Source organism: Erythrobacter sp. S43 (assembly GCF_057364955.1).
The window spans coordinates 2,232,850-2,255,833 of the sequence record NZ_CP200285.1 but is presented as its reverse complement, the minus strand read 5'-3'; the positions used below and the strand labels follow the sequence as shown (position 1 = coordinate 2,255,833).

The 22,984-nt window shown below is 59.4% G+C and carries 21 protein-coding genes, 1 tRNA gene and 1 pseudogene; 11 read left to right on the top strand and 12 right to left on the bottom strand.

The window, feature by feature from the left end:
- On the top strand, window positions 1–1,260 hold the full coding sequence (gene lysA, locus AC0V6K_RS10995) for a diaminopimelate decarboxylase (RefSeq protein WP_472622175.1): 1,260 nt from the start codon (window positions 1–3) through the stop codon (window positions 1,258–1,260).
- A complete protein-coding gene (locus AC0V6K_RS10990) occupies window positions 1,257–2,087 on the top strand; it encodes a precorrin-2 dehydrogenase/sirohydrochlorin ferrochelatase family protein (protein ID WP_472622173.1) in 831 nt (276 codons plus the stop codon). Before lysA ends, AC0V6K_RS10990 begins: the two co-directional genes overlap by 4 nt.
- Here the strand turns inward: AC0V6K_RS10990 and AC0V6K_RS10985 are convergent.
- A complete protein-coding gene (locus tag AC0V6K_RS10985) occupies window positions 2,084–3,076 on the bottom strand; it encodes a MarR family transcriptional regulator (protein ID WP_472622171.1) in 993 nt (330 codons plus the stop codon). The two genes, AC0V6K_RS10990 and AC0V6K_RS10985, sit on opposite strands and share 4 nt — an antisense overlap.
- 130 nt (window positions 3,077–3,206) lie before the next feature.
- Between AC0V6K_RS10985 and AC0V6K_RS10980 the strand changes: the two genes are divergently transcribed.
- Both AC0V6K_RS10980 and AC0V6K_RS10975 read left to right on the top strand, forming a co-directional pair.
- Window positions 3,207–3,791 (top strand): RNA polymerase sigma factor, encoded by a 585-nt coding sequence (locus tag AC0V6K_RS10980; RefSeq protein ID WP_472622169.1) that lies wholly within the window; start codon window positions 3,207–3,209, stop codon window positions 3,789–3,791.
- Window positions 3,788–4,162 (top strand): DUF6768 family protein, encoded by a 375-nt coding sequence (locus AC0V6K_RS10975; RefSeq protein WP_472622167.1) that lies wholly within the window; start codon window positions 3,788–3,790, stop codon window positions 4,160–4,162. Before AC0V6K_RS10980 ends, AC0V6K_RS10975 begins: the two co-directional genes overlap by 4 nt.
- Before the next feature lie 3 nt (window positions 4,163–4,165).
- On the opposite strand, the gene AC0V6K_RS10970 is transcribed toward AC0V6K_RS10975, so the two are convergent.
- Both AC0V6K_RS10970 and AC0V6K_RS10965 read right to left on the bottom strand, forming a co-directional pair.
- A complete protein-coding gene (locus AC0V6K_RS10970; RefSeq protein WP_472622165.1) occupies window positions 4,166–4,705 on the bottom strand; it encodes a L,D-transpeptidase family protein in 540 nt (179 codons plus the stop codon).
- A 92-nt stretch (window positions 4,706–4,797) separates the two neighbouring features.
- Window positions 4,798–6,087: an adenylosuccinate synthase gene (locus AC0V6K_RS10965; RefSeq protein ID WP_472622163.1), complete on the bottom strand. Its 1,290-nt coding sequence runs from the start codon at window positions 6,085–6,087 to the stop codon at window positions 4,798–4,800.
- A gap of 381 nt (window positions 6,088–6,468) precedes the next feature.
- Between AC0V6K_RS10965 and AC0V6K_RS10960 the strand changes: the two genes are divergently transcribed.
- Window positions 6,469–7,521, top strand: coding sequence for an alpha/beta hydrolase (locus AC0V6K_RS10960; RefSeq protein ID WP_472622161.1), 1,053 nt, complete (start codon window positions 6,469–6,471; stop codon window positions 7,519–7,521).
- Here the strand turns inward: AC0V6K_RS10960 and AC0V6K_RS10955 are convergent.
- The 3 genes from AC0V6K_RS10955 to AC0V6K_RS10945 all read right to left on the bottom strand — a co-directional run bounded on the left by AC0V6K_RS10955 (window position 7,508) and on the right by AC0V6K_RS10945 (window position 11,519).
- The gene (locus AC0V6K_RS10955) at window positions 7,508–8,614 is read right to left on the bottom strand and encodes an ATP phosphoribosyltransferase regulatory subunit (protein WP_472622159.1); all 1,107 of its coding nucleotides are present in this window, start codon (window positions 8,612–8,614) and stop codon (window positions 7,508–7,510) included. The two genes, AC0V6K_RS10960 and AC0V6K_RS10955, sit on opposite strands and share 14 nt — an antisense overlap.
- 43 nt (window positions 8,615–8,657) lie before the next feature.
- The gene (serA, locus tag AC0V6K_RS10950; RefSeq protein ID WP_472622157.1) at window positions 8,658–10,241 is read right to left on the bottom strand and encodes a phosphoglycerate dehydrogenase; all 1,584 of its coding nucleotides are present in this window, start codon (window positions 10,239–10,241) and stop codon (window positions 8,658–8,660) included.
- A gap of 90 nt (window positions 10,242–10,331) precedes the next feature.
- Window positions 10,332–11,519: a phosphoserine transaminase gene (locus tag AC0V6K_RS10945; RefSeq protein WP_472622155.1), complete on the bottom strand. Its 1,188-nt coding sequence runs from the start codon at window positions 11,517–11,519 to the stop codon at window positions 10,332–10,334.
- Between the two features lie 188 nt (window positions 11,520–11,707).
- Here AC0V6K_RS10945 and AC0V6K_RS10940 point away from each other — a divergent pair, with 188 nt between their 5' ends.
- Window positions 11,708–12,919 carry a glycosyltransferase family 4 protein gene (locus AC0V6K_RS10940; RefSeq protein WP_472622153.1) on the top strand — a complete coding sequence of 404 codons (1,212 nt, stop codon included), beginning with the start codon at window positions 11,708–11,710 and terminating at the stop codon, window positions 12,917–12,919.
- Between the two features lie 3 nt (window positions 12,920–12,922).
- Here AC0V6K_RS10940 and AC0V6K_RS10935 read toward each other — a convergent pair whose 3' ends face one another.
- Window positions 12,923–13,360 (bottom strand): hypothetical protein, encoded by a 438-nt coding sequence (locus AC0V6K_RS10935; RefSeq protein WP_472622151.1) that lies wholly within the window; start codon window positions 13,358–13,360, stop codon window positions 12,923–12,925.
- A gap of 105 nt (window positions 13,361–13,465) precedes the next feature.
- Window positions 13,466–14,119, bottom strand: coding sequence for a PadR family transcriptional regulator (locus tag AC0V6K_RS10930; protein WP_472622149.1), 654 nt, complete (start codon window positions 14,117–14,119; stop codon window positions 13,466–13,468).
- 104 nt (window positions 14,120–14,223) lie between these two features.
- Between AC0V6K_RS10930 and AC0V6K_RS10925 the strand changes: the two are divergent.
- The 3 genes and pseudogenes from AC0V6K_RS10925 to AC0V6K_RS10915 all read left to right on the top strand — a co-directional run bounded on the left by AC0V6K_RS10925 (window position 14,224) and on the right by AC0V6K_RS10915 (window position 17,175).
- A pseudogene (locus tag AC0V6K_RS10925) lies at window positions 14,224–15,554 on the top strand (replication-associated recombination protein A).
- Window positions 15,551–16,450, top strand: coding sequence for a hypothetical protein (locus AC0V6K_RS10920; RefSeq protein WP_472622147.1), 900 nt, complete (start codon window positions 15,551–15,553; stop codon window positions 16,448–16,450). Before AC0V6K_RS10925 ends, AC0V6K_RS10920 begins: the two are co-directional and overlap by 4 nt.
- 14 nt (window positions 16,451–16,464) lie before the next feature.
- The gene (locus tag AC0V6K_RS10915) at window positions 16,465–17,175 is read left to right on the top strand and encodes a hypothetical protein (protein WP_472622145.1); all 711 of its coding nucleotides are present in this window, start codon (window positions 16,465–16,467) and stop codon (window positions 17,173–17,175) included.
- 6 nt (window positions 17,176–17,181) lie between these two features.
- Here the strand turns inward: AC0V6K_RS10915 and AC0V6K_RS10910 are convergent, their stop codons facing one another.
- Complete coding sequence (locus AC0V6K_RS10910; protein ID WP_472622143.1) at window positions 17,182–18,462, bottom strand: WG repeat-containing protein; 1,281 nt, start codon at window positions 18,460–18,462, stop codon at window positions 17,182–17,184.
- A gap of 118 nt (window positions 18,463–18,580) precedes the next feature.
- Here AC0V6K_RS10910 and AC0V6K_RS10905 point away from each other — a divergent pair.
- A tRNA-Thr gene (locus AC0V6K_RS10905) sits at window positions 18,581–18,656 on the top strand.
- A 112-nt stretch (window positions 18,657–18,768) separates the two neighbouring features.
- Here the strand turns inward: AC0V6K_RS10905 and AC0V6K_RS10900 are convergent.
- On the bottom strand, window positions 18,769–19,335 hold the full coding sequence (locus AC0V6K_RS10900; protein ID WP_472622141.1) for a hypothetical protein: 567 nt from the start codon (window positions 19,333–19,335) through the stop codon (window positions 18,769–18,771).
- A complete protein-coding gene (locus tag AC0V6K_RS10895; RefSeq protein WP_472622139.1) occupies window positions 19,301–20,218 on the bottom strand; it encodes a hypothetical protein in 918 nt (305 codons plus the stop codon). The genes AC0V6K_RS10900 and AC0V6K_RS10895 overlap by 35 nt, the downstream gene beginning before the upstream one ends.
- A gap of 424 nt (window positions 20,219–20,642) precedes the next feature.
- Here AC0V6K_RS10895 and AC0V6K_RS10890 point away from each other — a divergent pair, with 424 nt between their 5' ends.
- Window positions 20,643–21,932: an NADH:flavin oxidoreductase/NADH oxidase family protein gene (locus tag AC0V6K_RS10890; RefSeq protein ID WP_472622137.1), complete on the top strand. Its 1,290-nt coding sequence runs from the start codon at window positions 20,643–20,645 to the stop codon at window positions 21,930–21,932.
- Here the strand turns inward: AC0V6K_RS10890 and AC0V6K_RS10885 are convergent.
- The gene (locus AC0V6K_RS10885) at window positions 21,929–22,972 is read right to left on the bottom strand and encodes an autotransporter outer membrane beta-barrel domain-containing protein (RefSeq protein WP_472622135.1); all 1,044 of its coding nucleotides are present in this window, start codon (window positions 22,970–22,972) and stop codon (window positions 21,929–21,931) included. The genes AC0V6K_RS10890 and AC0V6K_RS10885 overlap by 4 nt on opposite strands.
- Window positions 22,973–22,984 lie beyond the last annotated feature (12 nt).

Below are 22,984 nucleotides of genomic sequence, written 5' to 3'. Positions count from 1 at the left end.
ATGGACCATTTTGCTTTGAAAGACGGCGTCATGCACGCCGAGGATGTTCCGCTGCCGCGCATTGCGGAAGACGTGGGTACGCCCGTCTATGTCTATTCACGCGCCACGTTGGAGCGTCATGCAAAGGTGTTCCGCGAAGGTCTGGACGCGGTGCCGGGCAAGCTGATCGCTTTTGCGGTGAAGGCCAACCCTAACCTTGCCGTCCTCAAGGTGCTGCAAAGCCAGGGCATGGGCGCGGATTGTGTCTCCATCGGCGAGGTCCGCCGCGCACTGGCAGCAGGCATGGAGCCGCACAAAATCGTCTTCTCTGGCGTCGGCAAGACCCGCGCTGAGCTGATCGAAGGGCTTGAGCTGGGCATCGGCCAGTTCAATATCGAAAGCGAAGAAGAAGGTCTGGAGTTGGCCGAAGTCGCTGCCGAAATGGGCGTCACGGCGCAATGCGCGCTGCGGATCAATCCCGATGTCGATGCAGGGACGCATGACAAGATTTCCACCGGTAAGGCGGACAACAAGTTCGGCGTGCCGATTGATCAGGCGGGCCAGATATTTGGCAAGCTGGCCGGACAAGCGGGCGTCAATTTGCGCGGCGTCGCGGTGCATATTGGCAGCCAGCTGAGCGAGCTTGCTCCGTTGGAGAGGGCCTTTGTGAAGCTGGGAGAATTGGTGACATCTTTGCGCGGCGCAGGGCACACCATCACCCATGTCGATCTCGGCGGCGGTGTAGGCGTGCCCTACAAGAAAGGTGAAAGTTTCCCCAGCCCTGCCGACTACGGCGCGATGGTGGCGCGGGTGACTAAGGATTGGGGCGTGACCCTTATCTTTGAACCTGGCCGTTTGATTGCGGGCAATGCCGGTGTGTTGCTGACGCGCGTGGTGCGGGTGAAGCGGGGCCTCAACAATCCGTTCGTGATCGTCGACGCAGCGATGAACGATCTTGCGCGCCCTGCTCTTTACGGCGCGTACCACCACTTTGAAGCGGTCGAGCCCAATGGCGCAGATATGACCGCCAATATCGTCGGCCCGATCTGCGAAACGGGTGACACCTTCGCGATGGGCCGCGAATGCGATCATCTGGAAAGCGGTGATTTGGCGGTATTCCGCACCGCTGGCGCTTATGGCGCAACCATGGCTTCCAGCTACAATTCGCGCGGCTTCGTGGCCGAAGTGCTGGTGGATGGTGACAAGTTTGCAGTCGTGGCCGACCGGATCGACGCAGGCTCGATCATGGATGCCGAGCGGGTGCCTGACTGGTTGCTATGAGCAAGCTGGAAAGCCTCCCGCTATTTCACCAGATCACCGGACAAAAGGTGCTGGTGCTGGGCGAAGGCGAAGCGGCTGAACCCAAGCGGCGGTTGGTTGAACGTGCGGGCGGCGTGGTGATCGATGATGAGCGCCAAGCGATCGACGAAGGCGTGCGGCTTGCTTTCGTCGCATTTGAGGACGTGAAGGCGTGCGAGGTCGCAGCGATCAATCTGCGCTGTGCGGGCATGCTGGTGAATGTGGTTGACCGGCCCGATCTGTGTGACTTCACGACGCCAAGCATTCTTGACCGCAACCCGCTGCTAATCGCGGTGGGCACAGGCGGGGCGTCGGCGGGGCTCGCCAAGCATGTGAGGCTGCGGCTGGAGCGTATTCTGCCCGAAACTTTGGGACTGCTGGCGCGTGGGTTGCAGAAGATTCGACCAAAGCTGCGCGAGCGATTTCCTGACGGTTCGGACCGGCGGCGGGCGATCGACAGCGCGCTCGGCGAAGGCGGCGCGCTCGATCCTCTCGATCCGACGTCGCATGAACGCGTTAAGGAATGGGCAGAAGGCGCTTCAGAAGCTGAAGCGACCGGCTGGCATCTCGTCACGCTCACTAGTGACGATCCCGAAGAACTGACAATCCGCCAGGCACGCTTGCTTGGCGAAGCGGACGTTGTCTGCGCAGATGGCGAGGTCTCTGCATCGATCCTTGCCCGTGCCCGTGCCGATGCCGAGCGTGTGGTCTGCGACCGCACAACCTGCCCGCGCGCAAATGGCTCTGGCGGAGAACCGGCCTGCGCCCGCGCTGACCGGTTCTCCGTCATCCTTCGACGCGAAGACTAAGCCGCTCGTGCCAGTGGTGCTTCAATCGATGCAAAGTAGCGCGCCATCGCATCCAAAGACTTATCGCTGAGTGCAATAAAGGCGCGGCGCTTGTCCGAGCTGTCTGCGACGCGCTCGAACACCCCCGTTTCCACCAATTGCTTGATCCAGCGCAATGCCGTTGTCGCCGGAACACCAGCGGCAATGCATAATGACGTGACTGATACTTGCTGGTTTTCAGCGTGTGCAGCCGTCAGATCGAGCAACATGTCCCAAGCGGGATCAGCAAACAGATCGGCATCAAAGAACTTCGCCCGGGCCTGCCTTTGCGTAATCATGGCCCGCACATGGCGGGGATCGGGCAGCGACGGGCGCGCGGAACTCCCGATAGAGGGCATTTTCTCTCCCACCCCGCGCCAATCCTGTTTGAACTCGCTCAAGCCGGGCTGCTCCGACGCTTCCTGTGCGGAAATCCGGTCCAGCTGCTGCGCTATGCTCTCCACCTGTTGCGAGAGCCGAAGCAGGGCCACGCGGTCCTGCTCGCTCATCTCGCGCACACGGCGGCTCGCCACATCGGTCAAAACGCGGCCCACAGCGACAACCCGCTCGGCCCTGCTGGGCTGCACCAGGAACTGCGGGTCCGACTGGTCCAGCGCGGCGAACACATCATCCAGCGCTTCCAGCGTAGTCGAAACCACCAACTGCGCCCCTGCCCGCGCCGCGCGCATATCAAGCCGTGCGAGCGCGGCCAGAGTGCCGCCATCCACCGCCGGACAATCAACCATCACCACATCGCCCAGAAGCGTGATCGGGCCATCAAGCAAAACCGTGATCGCGCCGCCATCAATCGTGCGAAAGCCTGCGCCGCCCAAGTCTTCGGCGATCTGGTTTCGCATGGCCGAATGGTCTGCAAAGATGGCTACACGCGCGGGCAACCCTGCCGAGTCCACTGCGACATCACCACCCTGATCATACGTGAAATCGGCTTGCGCGCTGAGGACATTGGCCATCGAATCATCTCCGTTCTGAGTGGAACAAGAGTAGAACAAAAAGGGTTCAGGTCAAGAATTCCGTGCCAAGGCACCGATTTCTGCGACTTGCGATTGAACGATTTGAGACGGATGGTGGACTACCAGTGTGATGACCCAATCGAAGCGCCTTGATCCGCAAGCCCAATCGGGCGCTGTGTTTGATGAGCTGCTCGTGGTGCTCGTCAAACAGGGTGACAGCCGTGCCATGGAGCGCCTCCATGCACGCTGGAACCCGCGGCTCGCCCGGGCGGCGTTGCGCTTCACCGGTGATGCCGAATTGGCGCGCGATCTGGTGCAGGACTGCTGGATCGGCATCTGGAAAGGGATCAAGCGTTTGCGCGATCCCTCACGGTTCCGGTCTTACGCATTCTCTGTGCTGCATCGGCGCGGGGCAGATCATGTGCGCGGCGTCATGAGCGATCGAAAGGCGCACGCGTATGTGGGGCTGGATGGATTGCCTGACCAACCGGTCGATGCCTCCCAAGGCGAGGCATTGGCAATCCGGCAGGCCTTCGCGGCCTTGCCTCCTGATCAACGGTTCGCAGCGCATTTGTACTTCGTCGAAGGGCTTACCGTGCCCGAAATCGCCGCGGTGCAGGATATTGCTGAAGGCACCGCCAAAAGCCGCCTGTTCCATGCCCGCCGCAAGTTGAAGGCGGCGCTTACTGACTCAATCGAAGGAGAAACGCTATGAGCACTCACGACCAACAGATCGCGGCAGCGCTCGACGCTGATGACCGCGCATTTCTTGATAGCCTTGAGACCGATCGCGGCATGTTCCAGCAGATCGGTGATTCCTGGCACGGGCCGCTCGGCGGATGGGCAAAGTTCAGCTTTGCCATCGCTATCGTTATCGGCATTGGCCTTGCCTATTCGTTTTACCGCGCGCTGACTGCGGGCGCGACGGACGGGATGATCGGGTGGGGCCTCACCTGTCTTGCGCTGCTGATCATGCAGGGCTTCCTGAAAGAGTGGATGTTTGCGCGGATGAACATGCTCACCGTCTTGCGCGAGGTGAAGCGGTTGCAGGTTCAGGTCGCAATGCTGTCCGAGCAGGACGGTTAAGAGCTACTGGCGGATCTCGATCGGCGTTCCGTCGGGCACGATCCGCCACAGTTCCTCAATCTCGGCATTGGTCAGCGCGATGCAGCCATCGGTCCAGTCACCCGTCAGCGTTGGCCCGCGATAGCCATTGGGCTGACCGTGGATGAAGATGTTACCCCCGGGGGAGCGGCCGTATTGGCGGGCGAAGGCCTTGTCACTGGCGTTGGGGTACGAAATGCGTAGGCTCAGGTGATAGCTGCTTTGCGGGTTACGCGTATCAATGGTGTAGACACCTTCCGGCGTGCGCTCATCCCCTTCAAAGCGTTTGTGCCCCATCGGAGCATCACCGAACTGGATGCCGCGATAGACCCGGATCGCATAGCCCGCGCGATAGGCGGTGAGCGTGCGGTCCGATTTGTCGACCAAGAGATAATCCGCAACCATCGGTACAGTGGGCTGCACTGGCGGCGTGAGCACTGTCGGTGGCGGCGTCACGGGCTCCGGCGCACCCGGCGAGCATGACGCCGCAAGGACAAAGGCAGGAAGAACAAACCACCGTTTCATAAACAGTGGTTTAGCCTGTCGCGGCCTCGCCTTCAATTCGCACCGCCAAGCCTGTCCCGATCAAGGACCGCGCTTGGCTCACCAGCGACACATCAATCGACAAACGGATCTTTCATCAGGATTGTATCGTCACGCTCTGGCGAAGTGGAGACCAGCGCCACCGGACACTCGATCAGCTCTTGTACACGCTGGATGTACTTGATCGCATTGGCGGGGAGATCGGCAAAGCTGCGTGCGCCTGCGGTGCTTTCGCTCCAGCCTTCCATCTCTTCGTAGATCGGCTCGACCTCCGCCTGCTCGCGCGCATGGCTGGGCAGGTAGTCCATAACGTTGTTCTTCAGGCGGTAACCGGTGCAGATTTTGACCGTTTCCAGCCCGTCGAGCACATCAATCTTGGTCAAAGCGATGCCGGTCACGCCGCTGATCGCGCAGGTTTGGCGCACCAAAACCGCATCGAACCAACCGACGCGCCGCTGGCGTCCGGTGACGGTGCCAAACTCGTGCCCGCGCTCGCCGATGCCCTGACCGACCTCATCGTCCAGCTCGGTCGGGAACGGACCAGAGCCAACGCGGGTCGTGTATGCCTTCACGATACCCAGCACGAAGCCAGTCGAGTTCGGGCCCAAGCCACTGCCCGCAGCCGCTGTGCCGCTGACCGTGTTCGAGCTGGTCACAAAGGGATAAGTGCCGTGATCGACATCGAGCAGCACGCCCTGCGCGCCTTCGAACAGGATCTTGGCGCCCGCTTTGCGCACCTTCTTGAGGCGCTTCCACACCGGCTGCGCGAACTGCAACACGAAGTCGGCGACATCGCGCAGCTCAGCGAGCAGCGCCTCGCGGTCCACCGGCGGTTGGTCAAAGCCAGCACGCAAAGCGTCGTGGTGCGCGCACAGTCGGTCCAACTGGGGCTCCAGATCATCAAGATGCGCCAAGTCACACACGCGGATCGCGCGGCGGCCAGCCTTGTCTTCGTATGCCGGGCCGATACCGCGCCCTGTGGTGCCAATCTTGCCTTTGCCCGCCGCGGTTTCGCGCAAGCCATCAAGGTCGCGGTGCAGCGGCAGGATCAATGGGCAATTGTCTGCAACGGCAAGGTTATCGGCATTGATCGCAACGCCTTGCTCCTCAAGCTTCTCAACCTCGTCGCGCAGCGCCCATGGATCGAGCACCACGCCATTGCCGATCATGCTCATCGTGCCAGAGACAATGCCCGAAGGTAGCAGCGACAGTTTGAAGACGTTGCCGTCAATCACGAGGGTGTGGCCGGCATTGTGCCCACCTTGGAACCGGACGACAGCGTCAGCACGGCTAGCCAGCCAGTCGACGATCTTGCCCTTGCCCTCATCGCCCCACTGGGCGCCGATCACGGTGACGTTGGCCATGCTCTACTTTCTACTCATGTACGGGTGAAACCGCAGGCGGCGTTAGGCGCTTGGGGGTGCTAGGGCAAGGCTGCTTTCGGCTTGTCCGCAGACCATCGGCTCGTCGCATCTGTAGAACGCCTGAAACAGCTGACACAGTGTCTTGGAGAGAAAAATCCCGGGAGGACAAGGCTTCACCCCGGAATGGTGCTGACGCTTGGCAAGGAAGGCGAAGGAGACCAATCATCGCCCGCACATTGCCGCTCAAGGCTCAAGTAGGAAAGCAGCGCTTCACAAAGGGCCGATACAATTCGCGACAGCAAGTCGCTTGGCATTGCAGCTCAGCTGCGCAAAACAACCTTCAACAGGGGCACATGATTTCACTTTGGGAGGATTATACCCTTGAAACATTGGACCCTTACCCTCGCATGCGGCCTTGCTGCATCCGCTGTCCTCACCGCGCCCATCCTCGCCCAGTGCGGCGGAGACCGTCCATCACGCAGCTGTGTGCAGGAGATACGCAAACTGTGTTCTTCGGCAGGGCGCGACCGCTCAAAAATCCGCGCCTGTTTGCAAGAGAAAGCCGATCAGCTTTCCTCAAGCTGCCGCGCCGAATTGCGCGACCGGATGCAGCAGCGCGGTCAACAGGGCCGCGCTGGCGGCGAGCAAGCTTTCCGTCAGGCTGCAAAAGTGGACCAGACCATCTTCTATGGCGCGGATCAGAAGCAACAGATTGATATCTACAAACCCAAAGATGCTGTCGATGACCTACCCCTGATCCTGCACATTCACGGCGGCGGTTGGAGCATGGGCAATCACAAGCTGGTCCAATCCAAGCCGCAGCATTTCACCAAGAACGGCTATATCTTCGCCTCTGCCGGTTACCGCTTGCTGCCAGATGCGCCCGTCGAGGATCAGGCCAGAGACATCGGCCTCGCGATCCAAGCCTTAGCAGGACAAGCAAACGACATCGGCTTCGCTCCGGACTCGATCATCGTGATGGGGCACAGCGCTGGTGCCCATCTTGCCGCGTTGGTTTCGACCGATCCGCAATATGCGGCTGACGCGTTCGATGCGATCAAAGGCGTCGTGCTGCTGGATGGGGCAGCCTATGACATTCCGGCTACGATCAAAACGGCGAGTTCATGGAGTCTCTCGACCTATCAGAACGCTTTCGGCGACGACCAAGAACGCCAGAAAGCCCTGTCGCCCATCACTTTTGCAGGCGGGCAAACCGCGCCGAACTGGTTGGCGTTGTATGTGGACACCCGCGTGCGGGCGAAGTCACAAGCTGTTTCACTGACCAACGCGCTGGCGTCAGCAGGAGCCAAGGCCACCGCTACTGCGATTTCGAACACCGATCATGGCCGTTTAAACCGTGACATAGGCACCCCAGCCGGAGCGCAGCAAACGCAAGCAATCGATGCGTTCTTGGTCAGGCTTACAGCGACTTAGGGGTCTCACCTTCAAGCATATGCGTGCAACCGAGCGCCTTGACGTCTTCGCCTTCGGTCAGTTGCGCCACTGTGCGCCAGCCATCGGCGCGCAAGGCAGTTGCGACCTGCGGGTCGTGGCCTAGCGGAAGGTAGATCGTTCTCGCAGCATCAGCATCGGGTGCCGCCTCGGCCAAGCGATCGACATAGAGCGTAAAGCCCGTTGCCGCTTCGCCGGTGCCGCCAATGGCATAGGTGCCGCCGCGGCCCGCTGCGCCGCGCAGTCCCTCGGCGTAGATCGTGAAGCCGAACCAGCTTTGATATTCAAAACCGTGGCGTTCGGTCGGATCGAGCGTGATACGAGCGGCATTGCCGACGCGTGCGGCAATCTGCTCAAGCCCGTCTAGCACGCTGGCGAGCACGCCGCCGGCATCGGCTTCGCGCAGTTTCGCCATCGCCTCGTCGAACGGGCCGGTAGCGTATAGCAGCGGAAGATACGCCTCGCCGCCCACAGCTTTCAACCCGCCTGCGTCCTTGGTATCCAGCTCGCGCCGGATCGCCTCGATCGTTTCGGGCTGCATCGACTGGTCTTGTTTCGCAAGCGTATCGACCAGATCGGGCAGCGTGAAATCGACCGAAATTCCGATAAGGCCAGCCGCCTTGAGCGCTTCGACCGCGACCATCACTATCTCGCTGGCCGCCGCGACAGTGTCCGCACCGATCAGCTCACCACCCAGCTGCAGGCGCTCGCGCGCCGGATCGAGCTGGCTGGCCTGAATCACCGCTGTGTCGCCCGAATAGGCGAGCCGCAGCGGGCGCGGTGCGTCGGCCATGCTGGTCGCCGCAATACGTCCGATCTGCGGGGTGATATCGCTGCGCAGCGCCAAAGTGCGCAGGCTCGCCGGATCGACGAAGCGGAACATGCGCTGCGTCTGGACACCCTGCATCCGGCTTGCGAGTGAGCGCTCAAATTCGAGCAGAGGCGGGCGCACGCGGTCATAGCCATGCGCGTCCAGCACATTCAGGCAGGCGCGCATGGCTGTGGTGATCCGCGCCGCCGATTGCGGCAGCCGGTCTTCGAGGCCCTCAGGCAGGAGGTCGGTCGGGTTGGTCATTGCACTCTTCTAATCAATTGGGGCGCGCTTGCCCCAACTGGGATCAGAATGCCAGCGCCTTGGCCATGTTCACGCCTTCGACCTGTTCGACCTTGGCGATCACATCGTCGTTCAACGCCTCATCAAGGCTCAGCAGCAGAACCGCCTCGCCCTCCGCCGCGCGGCGCCCAAGGTTGAATGTTCCGATATTGATGCCGTTGTCGCCCAGCAGCGTTCCGATGCGGCCGATGAAGCCCGGTTTGTCATCATTGACGACGTAAAGCATGTGGCCGTCCAGATCGGCTTCGATGCCGATACCGAAAATCTCGACCAGACGCGGCGCTTCGTTGCCGAAGAGCGTGCCCGCGACAGAGCGCGTGCCCTGCTCGGTTTCAACCGAAACGCGGATCAGCGTGCTGAACGCGCCTTCACGCTCGTGGCGGATCTCGCTGACTTCCAGCCCGCGTTCCTTCGCCAGATAAGGCGCGTTGACCATGTTCACCGTATCGGAATAGCGGCGCATAAAGCCTGCCAGAACCGCGCCTGTGATCGGCTTGCCGTTGAGTTCAGCCGCCGCGCCCTCGCGCTCGATGCTGATCTTGGTGAGGTTGCCGTGGGCGAGCTGGCCCACAAGGCTACCGAGCTTCTCGGCGAGCGCCATGTATGGCTTGAGCTTGGGTGCTTCTTCCGCGCTAAGCGATGGCATGTTGAGCGCGTTGGTCACGCCGCCATTGACCAGATAATCGCTCATCTGTTCGGCCACTTGCAGCGCGACATTGACCTGCGCTTCGGTGGTCGATGCACCAAGGTGCGGGGTGCAGATAAAGTTCGGTGCGCCGAACAGCGGGTTTTCCTTCGCCGGTTCGGTCTCAAACACGTCCAGAGCCGCGCCCGCGACCTGACCGCTCTCAAGACAATCGCGCAGAGCCGCTTCGTCGATCAGCCCACCGCGCGCGCAGTTGACGATGCGGATGCCCGGCTTAGCGCCTTCAAGCCGCTCCCGGCTCAGGATGTTGCGCGTTTGGTCAGTCAGCGGAGTGTGAAGCGTCACAAAGTCGGCGCGCGACAGCAGCGTGTCGAGATCGACCTTCTCAATGCCGAGCTCGACCGCGCGATCCTCGGTGAGGAAGGGATCGTAAGCGATAACCTTCATCTTCAGACCCAAAGCACGGCTGGCAACGATCGCGCCGATGTTACCCGCGCCGATTAAGCCCAGTGTCTTGCCGGTGACTTCGATGCCCATGAAGTCCTTCTTGGGCCATTCGCCTTTCTGAGTGCGCGCGTCAGCGGCCGGGATCATACGGGCGAGCGCCATGATCATCGCAATCGCGTGTTCGGCGGTGGTGATCGAGTTGCCGAACGGGGTATTCATCACCACCACGCCCTTGCCACTGGCAAAGGGGATATCGACATTGTCGACGCCGATGCCAGCGCGGCCGATGACCTTCAGATTGGTCGCCGCCTCAAGAATTTCAGGCGTCACTTTGGTCGAAGAACGGATCGCAAGGCCGTGATATTCGCCAATGCGCGCCTTCAGCTCTTCGGGGGTTTCGCCGGTGATGACGTCCACATCACAGCCGCGCTCTTCGAAAATGCGCGCCGCGTTGGGGTCCATCTTATCGGAAATGAGTACTTTGGGTTTGGTCATTTTCATGTCCTTTGCGAGCTCCTGTGCAGGCAGGAGCCCAGAAACTGGGAAATTGGAGAAGCTGGCCTCCCGCATCCGCAGAAGGTCACGTCAGCTCAGGTGTTGTCCTTGACGGATTCTGTAAGCCCATTCGATCCACGGCAGGAGGCGTTCGATATCCTCCGCCTCGACCGTGCCGCCGCACCAGATGCGCAGAGACGGCGGTGCGTCGCGATAGCCATTGAAGTCATAACCGACGTGACGCTCTTCGAGCATCTTGACGATTTTCTTCGGCACCACGGCCTGATCTTCTTCCGAAAGGCCTTCGTACCATTCGCCCTGGAACACCATGCACACGCCGGTGTTGGTGCGCTTGGCCGGATCATCGACCATATTGCGCAGCCACGGTTTGGCCTCGATCCAGTTCTTGACGATATCGGCGTTCTTGGTCGCACGCTCAAACAGAGCCTTGCGCCCGCCGATTGACTTCGCCCACTCCAGTGCGGCGATGTAGTCTTCGGTCGCCAGCAATGATGGCGTGTTGATCGTCGCGCCTTCAAAGATGCCCTTGTTGATCTTGTCGCCTTTTTTTAGGCGGAAGAGCTTGGGCAGCGGCCATTCCGGATCGTAGCTTTCAATCCGCTCAACCGCTTTGGGCGAAAGGATCAGCATGCCGTGCTGCGCTTCGGACCCCATGATCTTCTGCCAGCTGAAGGTCGTCGCATCGAGCTTCGCCCAATCCATTTCCATCGCAAAGATCGCGCTCGTGGCATCGTTGATGGTGATGCCCTCGCGGCCCGGCTCAAGCCAGTCTGTGTTCGGGATCATCGCGCCGCTGGTCGTGCCGTTCCATGTGAACACAACGTCGTTACGCTGCGGAATGGTCGAAAGGTCGGGGATCTCGCCATAATCGGCGGTCAGTGTTTGCAGGTTGGGCAGCTTGAGCTGCTTCACCGCATCCTGAATCCACACATTGCCAAAGCTCTCCCACGCCGCGACCGTTGCCGGGCGCGCAGGATCGAGCATCGTCCACATCGCCGCTTCCAAAGCGCCAGTGTCAGAGGCTGGCATAATACCGACGAGGTAATCGTCAGGAATACCGAGCAGTTCTTTGGTCAGGTCGATCGCATATTTGAGCCGCCCCTTGGCATAGGCCGAGCGGTGCGAGCGTCCGAGCGATTCGGTGCTGAGTTTGTCGAGGGACCATCCGGGGAACTTGACCGTCGGGCCGGATGAAAAGTTGGGGCGCTCAGGTTTGAGCGGGGGCTCGTGCAGGAGCCCGCGTGCGTAGTCAGTCATGTATTCTCTCCTTGCAGAGAGCTCGCGCGGCGTTGGGACCGCGTGGCCCGCCGGCGGCACTAAAGTTGCGCGCAAAAGAGTCAATCTGAAATTGCGCGCATACGGTGGATAGGTCCGGCGCAACGGTGAAACGCGCCGCTTCAAAACTCTCGTCAAAAACGCGCAGGGGCTCTAAACGTGCCCGCGCAATGGAATTTACTGATCTTCGTATCGCGCTCTTTAGCGGCAATTATAACTACACCCGGGATGGGGCGAACCAGGCTTTGAACAAGCTGGTGGGTTCGCTTCTGGAGCTGGGTGCAGCGGTGCGTGTCTATGCGCCCACGGTAGAGAAACCCGATTTCGAGCCGACAGGAGACCTGATCGGCACACCTTCCGTGCCAATCCCCTTCGGCCGCGGCGAGTATCGTTTGCCGACCGGCCTTGGCAAAAAGGCCAAGCGCGATCTCGAGAAATTCAAACCCAATATCGTGCATCTTTCTGCACCCGATCCCAGCGCCCACGCCGCGCTGCGGTGGGCTCAGGATCGCGACATTCCGGTGCTTGCTTCTGTCCACACCCGGTTCGAGACTTACCCGCGCTATTACGGTCTGGGTTTTATGGAGCCATTGGTCGTGAAGATGCTCAAGCGGTTCTACAATCGCTGCGACGCGCTGGTTGCCCCCTCGCACTCGATGATCGATGAGCTACTGAAGCAGGAGATGCACGACGATATCGGCCTGTGGACGCGCGGCGTGAACCGCGATGTCTTCTCCAGCGACAAGCGCGATATGGAATGGCGCCGCTCTCTTGGCCTAGCCGATGATGATGTTGCGGTGGTCTTCCTTGGCCGCTTGGTTATGGAAAAGGGGCTGGATGTCTTTGCAGAAACCATAGTCCAGCTGCGCAAAAAACAGGTGCCGCATAAAGTGCTGGTGATCGGAGATGGTCCCGCGCGCGGTTGGTTCGAAAACGCCCTGCCCGGCGGAATCTTTGCCGGGATGCAGACCGGAGCGGATCTCGGCAAAGCAGTCGCGAGTGGCGACATCTTCTTCAACCCCTCAATCACCGAGACATTCGGCAATGTGACGCTTGAAGCCATGGCTGCGGGACTTCCGGTGGTCGCTGCCAGCGCAACAGGCGCGGCCAGCCTCGTGGTCGAAGGCGAAACCGGTCGGCTGGTGCCTCCGGGTAAGAGAACCGAGGAAACCGCCAGCCGCTTTGCCGATGCCATCGCGCCCTATTGCACGGACGCCGACCTACGCGCGGCACACGGCGCCGCTGGCGAAGCGCGCAGCAGCGAATACAGCTGGCCCGCGATCAACCGCGTGGTTGCCGATGCTTACGTCCGCTTGATCGAAGAGCGGCGCGCGCTGCAGGACAAAGAGCGCGCGATCGACGAGGCTAAGGGTTCAGCCTAGAGCTTACTTGAGCACGCCTGCACGGGTCATGCGTGTCGCGTAGAACAGCATGAACAGGGTCGTGACCCAGATCATGATCGTAAGCGCAGGGCTTTGCAGGCTTTCCGGCATGTCGGTCGCAATCGCATATTGCCACGTATTCGAGCCAAGCAGACCGATAATCGCGATAATCACCGCATGAACCGCATAGCGCGAGCGCAGCAAGATCAGCACCGATCCGGCAATCGCACCCCAGACGCCGAGCGCCCAGAAGAAGTTTGACCACAGAGGCGCGCTTTCGAAAAATGCGATCTCGGCTTCGCCCATGCCCAATTGTTCAAGCTTGCCCAGCCGGGTCATCGTGTAGCTGAAGCCGCCGACACTGTTCCAAAGCAGTGTCAAAATGCCCACAGCCCAAAGGTGCATTGGCGCCTTCGACGGCGCACCAATCGTATCGTTCATAATCCCTCTCCCAATCCTGAAAGAGGAACCTAGAACGACAAAGCCCGCCCGCGCAAACCGGTTAACGATTGCGCGGACGGGACCGGGGTCGAGCGTTAACGGGGGTTAAAGCCGCTCGATCCGCTTTGCGACTTCGTCGATGATGTCGACGATCTGGTCGACAGCTTCCTTATCGAGCTTGCCCGATTTGGCGCGGTTCTTGAGAACGTTGGCGAGGTTGCCCATAGCGCGGAAGAGATCGGGGGACTTCTCTTTCACACGCTCGGCACGTTCGCCGTGCTCGCCCAAGCGGCCCATTAGCTCATCGACCTCGCCGCTGCGCTCTTTCAGCTCGGCTTTGCCCGACTTGGTGGCTTTGAAAGGCTTTTTGCTGCCCGTGTCGCCGTCGCTGTCCGCGCTTTTGCCTTTGGGTTTGGCCTGTTTGATCTGGCCTTCTTCCTCAAGCATTTGCAGCGTTGGGTACACCGCACCTGGGCTCGGGGCATAACCGCCACCGGTCATGTCTTCGATGGCACGGATCAGTTCGTAACCGTGGCGCGGCTCCTCATTGATCAGAGCCAACAGCGCGAGGCGCAGTTCTCCGCTGCCGAACATGCGGCCACGGCGTTTGCGTCGCTTGGGGCCATCCTGCCAGTTGCGATCGCGGCGCGGACGACGGCGCTCGCCATCCTCCCACTCGCTCGCAGCGGAAGCCGCCATCATCGCAATCATCGGCCCGAGGTTATTCCAGCCGCCTTTTCCGTATTTCTGCCAAGTCATTTCATATCTCCGGGGTCATTTAGATAGCTCCAAGATATATCTTAGACCTATCTATTCAAGTGCGGGATGGCATTTTCCGACGAATGGCTTACCTCGGCGGATGAATGGCTGACCTGTTTCAAGATGATGATGTGACGCATGGCGACAAGGGCGCCGGCGCCGCGCCGGTCGATCCGCGTGCCCCGCTTGCAGACCGCTTGCGTCCGCAGTCGCTTGCCGAGGTAATCGGGCAGGACCATTTGACTGGTCCCGAAGGCGCCATCGGACGTATGGTTGCAGCCGGACGCCTCTCCAGCATGATCCTGTGGGGACCGCCCGGCACCGGCAAGACCAGCATCGCCCGTCTTCTCGCCGATGCGGTAGGGATGCGGTTCGTCTCCATCAGCGCGGTGTTCTCGGGCGTCGCTGACCTCAAGAAAGCCTTTGCCGAAGCGGACAAGATGGCGGCGGCGGGCAAGACCACTCTGCTTTTCGTGGACGAGATCCACCGCTTCAACCGCGCCCAACAGGACGGGTTCTTGCCCTTCGTGGAACGCGGGACGGTGACTCTTGTCGGCGCTACTACCGAAAACCCCAGTTTTGCATTGAATGCCGCGCTACTCAGCCGCGCGCAGGTGCTGATCCTTGAACGGCTTGATCATGCCGCGCTTGAAGCCCTGCTGACCCGCGCTGAGGAGCTCGAAGGCCCCTCCCCCTCACCGATGATGCGCGGGCCGCTCTGATCGCAAGCGCCGATGGCGACGGACGCTTCCTGCTGGGTCAGGCTGAAACACTCTACAACGCCAACATTCCCGAACCTCTCGATCCGGCGGGCCTTGGCAAGTTCCTGCAGCGCCGCGTCGCGGTCTACGACAAGGATCGTGACGGGCATTACAACCTCATCAGCGCGCTGCATAAGAGCTTGCGCGGATCAGACCCACAGGCTGCGCTTTATTACATGGCGCGGATGCTGACGGCGGGTGAGGAGCCTCTCTACGTCCTTCGCCGTCTTGTCCGTTTTGCCAGCGAGGATATCGGCCTCGCCGATCCGCAGGCGCTTACACAGTGCTTAGCCGCCAAGGACGCTTACGAATTCCTCGGCAGCCCGGAGGGCGAACTCGCGATTGTGCAAGCGTGCCTCTATTGCGCCACCGCGCCCAAATCGAACGCCGCCTATGCCGCGCAGAAAGCCTCGTTCAAGGCCGCCAAAGAAACCGGCAGTCTGATGCCGCCCGCCAACATCCTCAACGCGCCGACCAAGCTGATGAAGGAAATCGGGTACGGCGAGGGCTACTCTTATGACCACGAGGCCGAAGACGGCTTCTCTGGCGACAATTACTGGCCTGAGGGAATGGAGCCGCAGACCTTTTACGAACCGGTCGAGCGCGGCTTTGAACGCAAGGTGAAAGAACGGATCGAGTACTGGAACCGCTTGCGCGAGGAACGCGGCCAATGAGGGAGTGGGATCATTTCCTTGCCGTCGATTGGTCAGGCGCAAAGGGCGAACGCCACAAAGGCATCGCGCTTGCGATTGCTGAGGGTGCGGGCGGACCACCAGTGCTGGTTAAACCCCCGAAAGGTGGGTGGAGCCGCGAAGATGTGTTCGAAATCCTGCGCGACGAACTGCCTGCCAACACGCTAGTCGGCGTCGATCTGGGGATCAGCCTACCCTTTCAAGATGCGGGCGCCTTCTTCCCCGGTTGGGAAGACAGCCCGAAAAGCGCCAAACGTCTGTGGGCGCTGATCGATGCGATTTGCCAGCACGATCCGCATCTGGGCGCGCACAGCTTTGTCGATCACCCGGAGGCCCGGCGATACTTCCGCCACGGTAAAGGTGACGAAGGCGACCGCTTCCTGCTGCCAGGCGCTGGGTCACGCGAGGGTCGAATGCGCGAGGCCGAGATCGCGCAACGTCGCCAGCAATGCCGTCCAGTTAGCAATTTCAACCTCGTCGGTGCGGCTCAGGTGGGGAAGAGTTCACTCACCGGCATGCGCATGCTGCACCATTTGCAGGGGCACCTGCCCGTCTGGCCTTTCGACCCGATTCCCGAGAAGCGCATCACCAAAGGCGGATCCATGCTGGTGGAGATTTACACCGGCCTCGCCAGCCGCGAGACCGCCAATCTCGGTGCCCGCACCAAGCTGCTCACTTTCGCAGATCTCAACGCCGCTTTGGAAGTGCTCGATTGCCCGCCGGTGGACGAGGTGGGTGAGATCGACGACCATTCCTCCGACGCGCTGCTCACCGCCGCGTGGCTGCGCACAGTCGCGGACGAACCAGAGCGCTGGGAACCAAGCTGCCTCACCGCCGAAATCGCCTATACCGAAGGCTGGACGTTCGGCGCGCTTTAAGCCACCCACTGGGCATGAGCCACACGCCCAAAATCGAATTCCTGTGCGATCCTGAGCTTCTCGGAACGATCCCCGAGCCGCAGCCCGCAATCCGCTTTGCGCCCGACTGGTTCAAACAGATGGATCGCGAAATGGGGATGCCCGACGCACATGGTCTCCCCGCCCTAACGGTCAAGGCGTGTCTGCCAGTCACCGACGCGTTCTCGCTCGGTTATGTCATTCCGCTGCCATACGATATCACCTTCGGCCAACGTGAAGATGGTCTGGGACTGGATATCCGCTGGGCAGACACCTGCGCATTCCAGCCGATCGAACAGCATCATCCCGGCCAGTTGGGCGCACCAAACCCTCCTTTTGCGCATGTCATGCCGCTCAAATTCATCAATCCTTGGCGGATCAAAGTTCCCGATGGCTATTCGGTGCTGTTCCAGCCTGTGATGAACCGGCCCGAATTGCCGTTCTACTGTTTCTCGGGCCTCGTCGATTGCGACCATTTCGCGACCACGATCAACTTCCCCTTTGTCTGGAGCGGCGGGCCGCAGGAAATTACTCTGCCCGCAGGTACGCCCATCATTCAGGTGATCCCCGTCCGGCGCGATGCGCTGGCAAAGGACCACGGCGCGCGAGCCTCAACAGTAGACGAACTGGCCGAGCAAGAAGAGGCCAAGCGGCGCAAATACACCGAGGAATCGACCTACCGGAAGAATTGGCGGGTGAAGAAATAAGCCCGATCAATCGTCAACGCGGCACCACTCTTGCTTGCGCGGATTTTCGATATCGTCGGTGGTGAAGCGCGGACCAGACGGGCTCACGGCGGTTAACGTCGGCGGGGTAACTACGCCTCGGTAGCAATAGTCAACGCATTCAAAGACCGGGGCTAGGACCCACTCACGATTCTCGTTAACAGCGCCCCATTTTCCGTCCTTTTGGGCCGCGCGCCAACCGCGGAATGTGTTATAATTGGTCCACTTAAAACCGGCTTCGGCAACCTCTTTTCCGGTGCGATCAAGAATTGTTTCGCGTCCGTCTTTGGTCACCTTGACCGTATCGCCGTTCATTATCCATCCGATTTTGTCGTATTCGAACGGAATGACTATCTTGCCGGTATGGTCGAACGCGCCAGATTTGCCATCTTTGGTGAAGACGTAGACACCGCTGCCACCTCCGCCCGTGAAGTCATACTCTGGGGGCACAACGAATTGGCCTCGCATGTCGACCAATCCATACTTGCCGCTTACCTTTGCACGCGCGCGTGGGGGATCCCCATAGAAGAAGGGAGGCGTTCCGCCAGTCGCAAAGGGTTCAACCACCCATTCGCCGCGCGCATCAATGAAGCCCCATTTCCCTCCTGATTTCGCACCGGCAAGGCCATTCTTGTCGAAGTCCCATAAACGTTCAAAATTGTGGTCTTCTGGCGCGATCACCCAATTGCCTTGGGCATCGACAAAGCCGCGCCGGTTGTCGGACGTAACCGCCAGTGCGAGGCCGTTTTCCTTGATATAGCCAATTCTGCGAAAGCCTGGCTCAAGCACCCATTCGCAATCCAGCGTGACCACACCACTCAGTCGCCCGTTGGACACCTCAAAACTGCGCTCACCATCAAAACTGTGAATTGACCCGAAACCGGGGCCGAGGATCACTTTGCCCGCGCGATCAATAATCACTTCGCCATCGGCAATCTTGGCATAGGTGAAATCCCTTTCGCCAAAATTGTCGATCCGCTTGAATGTCATCGGAATGATTGGAGTGCCATCCAAGCTGAGGACGCCATACAAGCCGTCTTGGCGAACCCGCACCATGCCGTTCGGCCAAACGTCCGCATCGTCATATTGCGCCGGAATAACGAACTCACCCTGCGAGTTGACGACCCCCCATTTGCCTTCGGATTTGACCGCGAAGTGAAACGCATCGTCCGCCTGCCCGGTCGAAGCAGACGAATCTTTCGCGGCGATGGGTGCCGAGACTGCCTGAGCTAAGCCAAAGAAAGCGAGCGAAAGCATGCGTGTTTTCATGCGCTTGGATTAGCCAGCGCAGGTAAATCGGTCCAGAATGTTTTTGTGATCGCAAAGCCTCTTGAGCAAGGCAGGCGATTGCACTAGAGGACCGCCTCGCAAACGCGCCGAAACACGTGCCGGCTTAGCTCAGTTGGTAGAGCAGTTGATTTGTAATCATCAGGCCGCGGGTTCGACTCCTGCAGCCGGCACCACTTTTCAATGACTTAGCGCTAGTTTCAAATTGAAACTTTTGTAAACTTTTTGCCGATTTTCGGCGGTCTACAAGAAAAATCCATCTTTCTAGCGAGAACAGCCGATTTCGAATCATCCTGTCGCCGCAGCTGGCTTGATGCTTTTATCCTCCGCGTCATAGGTAGCCTTCCGCCAGATGAGGTCCTGCATCACAGTCGACGTCGCAACGCCTTGGCGTAGCGCGTAGATGCTGGCAGCAATTGACCCGCCTACCGCCACCTGCATCGCCCAAGTTTGGAGCGGCAGCCATAGAGCGAACAGCGCCAAGCCTGTCAGAGCGATCGAGAGGATCTGAACGGCGTGACAATACCCGACGCTCATCAGATACTGGTTCAGCAGCTTGTGCTTGCGAAGGTGAGCCGAGAATTTTCCGGCACCGATGATTTCATAGATCTTGCCGAAAGCCGACCAGCATAGCGCCAGGATAATCCCATTAAACGTCAGTAGACCTGAGAGAACCGCAACTGACACATCGAGCTTACTGCCGTCCCAGAAATTTTTTGGAAGCAATCCAGCTATGATCGCGCCGGTACCAATTGAGCCCATGATCCAATAGGGTATGAGGTCGTGCGGCTTGCCGTGTTCAAGCGTCAGTTGCCATGAATCAATCAGGCTCTTCAGTATTCCCGGTCTGTCCATCTAAGTCATAAAATCGCACAAGTTCAGCCACAACGCTAGCAAGAATCTGATCCTCACCCTCTTCTTCGATGATCACGCGTAGCGGCTGCTCTTTCTTCATTTGCTTGAGGTTTTGCGATTTCTCATAGCTGAATTGGGGCTTCTTAACTTGTGCGGTGCTGCCCGCTTCGGTTTCTCCTTTGAAACCCAAGACTCCGTATCCGCCGGATGCAAGTTCTGCGGTCTGGGCAATCAATCCCTTATCAATCTTCATATCTTCATCAGCCATTGGTGTTGCCACGCCACGCATTTTGCCGATGCCCTCTTCCTTCATTGATGCATCAAATGCCGCCGCCAATACTCCAGGCGGCGTAGGATTGATGCGCCGAACTGTGTACGAGTACTCCGTCAGATTAAGGGCACTCATCATCGCCGTAACGTCACCAGGGGCAAGGAAGGTGAAGTTGAAGTGCCCTCCATCCATGAACTTAAAGGCGGAACGGGTACGTGAAAGAGCGACCTTACCACCCATATGCAACGCGCTCTGACGATCTGTCACAGCCATTGCTCCCAACCTGGGGATCGCGATAACATCCGAGAAGATTATGTGGTCGTCTTTCTCGACCCTTTGCTTGATGACCTGGTTGGTAGCATCGTAGCTAGTTTTCACTCTTTGCCCAGGCATGTGCCCCACCGCCCAAGTCACCACATGTTCGTCGTCAATATCAAGGCCGCGGGGCCTCATAACGACAACGTCATTTAGCTTCTCTTTTTCAGCTTTCTTTCCATGTGGAAGATACTGCCCCTGTATATCAGTTAGAGCTTGCAAAAGCCCAACATGATCTAGTTCGTCATCATCAATCTGCGCAGAATAGCGACAGAAAATAAACGGCACCCTGTCCATACAATCCCCTGAAATACTGCATTGATCTATGCCCCAATACTCAATTGAGTCAATTGAACAAGCCGTGGCTCAACCTCCACTTGATCATACAGCTAGCAAAGAAAAGCAGGATCAAATGCGAATGCCCCCTTCCATAACGATCCCTGCTGCCAATTGGATCTCTTTGCGCGAAGGAAAAAAGTTTACACTGCGGACGCAAGCCATTGAGGTTATTGATCCAAAACCCCAGGAGTTTACAAAAAAGTTCAATAAAAACAAAGCGGCATTGCGATTTGTAATCATCAGGCCGCGGGTTCGACTCCTGCAGCCGGCACCACTTCCCTCCATCGCAAACGTCCCCTTGTCGCCGCACAAGTGCGGCCGATTTGCGTTTCCGCTCATCGCTGCTAGATAAGTTTCATTCCGAAACTAATTGAGCAACGTCATGACCGCATCCCGCCTCGCCGAACCACTTACGCTTCCATGTGGGGCTGTGCTTCCCAATCGCATTTCTAAGGCAGCCATGACCGAGGGGCTTGCCACGCCCGATGGCTTACCCACGCCAGAGCTGGAACGCCTTTATGGCATTTGGGCTGATGGCGGAGCGGGGATGCTGCTGACCGGCAATATCATCATCGACAAAGATCATCTCGAACGTCCGGGTAATGTGGTCGTCGATCGCGAGCCGGATGCTGAGATGGCAGCGCGGCTGAAGAGTTGGGCCGAAGCAGGCACGCGGGCGGGCAATCACCTTTGGGCCCAGATCAGCCATGGCGGGCGCCAGACACAAAAACTGGTGAACCCCAATCCGAAATCGGCCTCTGATGTGAAGCTCGCTCTGCCCGGCGGCCAGTTCGGCAAGCCCACTCCGCTGACTGTTGCGGAGATCGAAGACCTCGTCGCGCGGTGGGCCATTGCCGCGAAGGCGTGTCAGGATGCGGACTTCACCGGCGTGCAGATCCATGGAGCACACGGCTATCTGATCTCGCAATTCCTCTCGCCGCGCTCGAACCTGCGCACCGATGAGTATGGCGGTAGTCTCGAGAACCGCGCACGGCTGCTGATCAATGTGGTCAAAGCCACTCGCGCCGCCGTGGGGCCGAAGTTCCCGATCTCGGTAAAACTCAACAGCGCGGACTTCCAAAAAGGCGGCTTCGCCTTTGAAGACAGCCTTCAGGTCGTCAAATGGCTCGAAGAGGCATCGGTTGACCTGATCGAGATATCAGGTGGCTCCTACGAGCAACCCAAACTGATGGGCATTGAAGGGATGGAAGAGGAAGAGGCGCAGAACGTGGCCCCATCGACTGCCGCGCGCGAGGCCTATTTCGTCGATTTCGCCAAAGCGATGCAGGACCATGTCAAAGTGCCGTTGATGGTCACCGGCGGGTTCCGCACCCGTGCGGCGATGGAGCAGGCGCTGGAAATGGGTGCAGCTGATGTGATCGGACTTGGGCGCCCGCTATGCGTTGTCACTGATGCACCCAAGCAATTGATCGAAGGGCGCGGCGATCTGCCCCGCTTTGAAGACAACCTTGACCTGATCCCAAGCTGGCTGGGCTTCCTAAAATCGCTTCAGATGATGAAAGCGATGAACGGATTTGCGGGGATATACTGGTTCTACCAGCAAATCTGGTTGCTCGGCCACGAAGGTCGGGTGGACGAGGACTTTCCGGTCTTCAAAGCATTCCGGATAGTCGACGCCCGCAACAAGCAGATTATCAAGGCGCGAAGCTAGAGCCGCAAACGCACGGATGCGCGGACCGCATGGCCGCCATAGCCTTCGTTGAAATCGCCATGATACCCGAGATCGAGCACAGCGTTCTTGGTCAAATCCACGCTCACGCCCGCGGTTAGCTCGAACCGGTCGAGATCGCGGCGCGGCATTACCGCGCTGAACGTAGGGAGCTGTGTTGAGCTGAGGCGGAAGCTTCGGGTTGACCCTTCCAGATCTCGAATGATGGTCCCGCTGGCAAAGCCCTGCACCCCTTCGGACAATTTCGCGCCAAAGGTCAGGCCGCCGCGCAATTCGCCATACTCGGCATCGCCACGCTCAACGAAGAAGTTGAAACCGCCCACCTCCTGCGTGTCGTCAAAATTCACACGGGCAAAATTGACGCCGATGCTAGGAATGACCGAGACGTTTTCGTCAGGGATAATGTCGTAGGAAAGTGTCGCTCGGCCGTAGAAACCATCAAAGCCGAAATCAGAAACGATTGGCCCGAATGCTCCGCTGCGTGCGGACTCGGCTTCGCCAGTAAGGTAGGCGAATTCTGCGCTGAAGAGGCCGCGATCGAATACGGACACAACCGCATAGGCACCCAATTTGAAACTGTCGGCCTCTGACGTTTCTGTCGGGGCGACATCGCCGCGCAGATCCTGATTGGAGATATCAGCGTAGCTGCCGACCAGGCCGACGCGGATGTCGTCGGAAACCTGAAAGTCTGCGCCAAGGGTGAAGATCAACTGGTCGCTATCGTAACCGTCTGACAGCGTCGAAAGGGCATCTTGTTCGGCACCGCGCACGATGACTTGCCCCCAGATATTCGCCCCATCACCAACCTCTCGGCGATCGACCGACTGCGCCGCGACGCTTGCCGTTTCGAAGACCTCGCGGCCCACTCCATCAGAGATGCTGGGCACCGCGTCTTCAGCGCTCGGCCCGACAATCGGCAAAGGTGCGTTTTGCGCGAATGCTGACGACGCCGATACGGCGCTCGCAGCCAACAACGCTGTACGGGCGGTTGTGGACCCGACATATCGAAACGCGTGCATCATCAGTCCTCTATA